This window comes from Pseudovibrio exalbescens (assembly GCF_028737195.1).
Classification (GTDB): Bacteria; Pseudomonadota; Alphaproteobacteria; order Rhizobiales; family Stappiaceae; genus Pseudovibrio; species Pseudovibrio zosterae.
The window spans coordinates 1-1203 of sequence record NZ_JAQZAJ010000022.1 but is presented as its reverse complement, the minus strand read 5'-3'; the positions used below and the strand labels follow the sequence as shown (position 1 = coordinate 1203).

1 protein-coding gene is annotated in these 1203 nt (G+C 59.2%); it reads left to right on the top strand.

The window, feature by feature from the left end; all coding sequences use genetic code 11:
- On the top strand, window positions 1-1203 hold a 1203-nt coding region (locus tag PUV47_RS19835), incomplete at both ends, for a calcium-binding protein (protein WP_274220338.1).

The following is a 1203-nucleotide window of genomic DNA, read 5'->3' as shown; positions in this document are numbered from 1 at the left end:
GACCTGCTGACCGGTGGTGAAGGCAACGACACCATCAAGGGCGGTGAAGGCGTTGACACGGTTGTCTACAGCGGCTCCGTGCTGGACTACAACTTCCAGCACTACGGCAAGATGATCAAGGTCACCGACACGGTCTCTGGCCGCGATGGCGTAGACAAGCTCTACGACTTTGAACAGCTGGTCTTTGCTGAAGGCACCTTCACCTGGCTGCGCGGGCATAATGCTGGCGACACCTTGGTGGCTCAAAATGGGGTCAACACGCTTCTGGCTGGCCTGCATGGCGAAGACAAGCTTCAGGGCGGCACGGGCGATGATGTTCTGATCGGCGACAATGGCGTCAACTTCCACTATCAGGGCGGAAATGATGAGCTCGATGGCGGCGCTGGCAACGACATCCTGATCGGCGGTGCTGGCAATGATGTCATCCGGGGCGGCGAAGGTGTTGACACGGTTGTCTACAGCGGCTCCGTGCTGGACTACAACTTCCAGCACTACGGCAAGATGATCAAGGTCACCGACACGGTCTCCGGCCGCGATGGCGTAGACAATCTCTACGACTTTGAACAGCTGGTCTTCGCTGAAGGCACCTTCACCTGGCAGCGTGGGCACAACGCTGGCGACAACATGGTGGCTCAAGATGGGGTCAACACGCTTCTTGCTGGCCTGCATGGCGAAGACACGCTTCAGGGCGGTTCAGGCGATGATGTTCTGATCGGCGACAATGGCGTCAACTTCCACTATCAGGGCGGAAATGACGAGCTCGATGGCGGCGCTGGCAACGACATCCTCGTCGGCGGTGGTGGCAATGATGTCATCCAGGGCGGTGAAGGCACCGACACGGCGGTCTATTCCGGCTCTGTGCTGGATTACCGCTTCGGCGATCAGACCGGCTTCACTGAAGTGGTGGACGACGTTGCGGGCCGCGATGGATTTGACAAGGTCTCGGATGTTGAGCAGCTCACGTTTGAGGAAGGCACCTTCACTTGGATGCGTGGTCACAACGCAGGCGACACAATGGTTGCCGAAGATGGGGTGGACACCTTGCTCGTTGGCTTCCACGGCAACGACACCTTGACCGGCGGCACGGGCGACGATGTTCTCTTCGGCGATCATGGTGTGAACGTCACTTGGCAGCCGGGCAACGATGTCCTTGATGGCGGTGCAGGCAACGACATCCTCGTTGGCGGCGCAGGAAACGACACC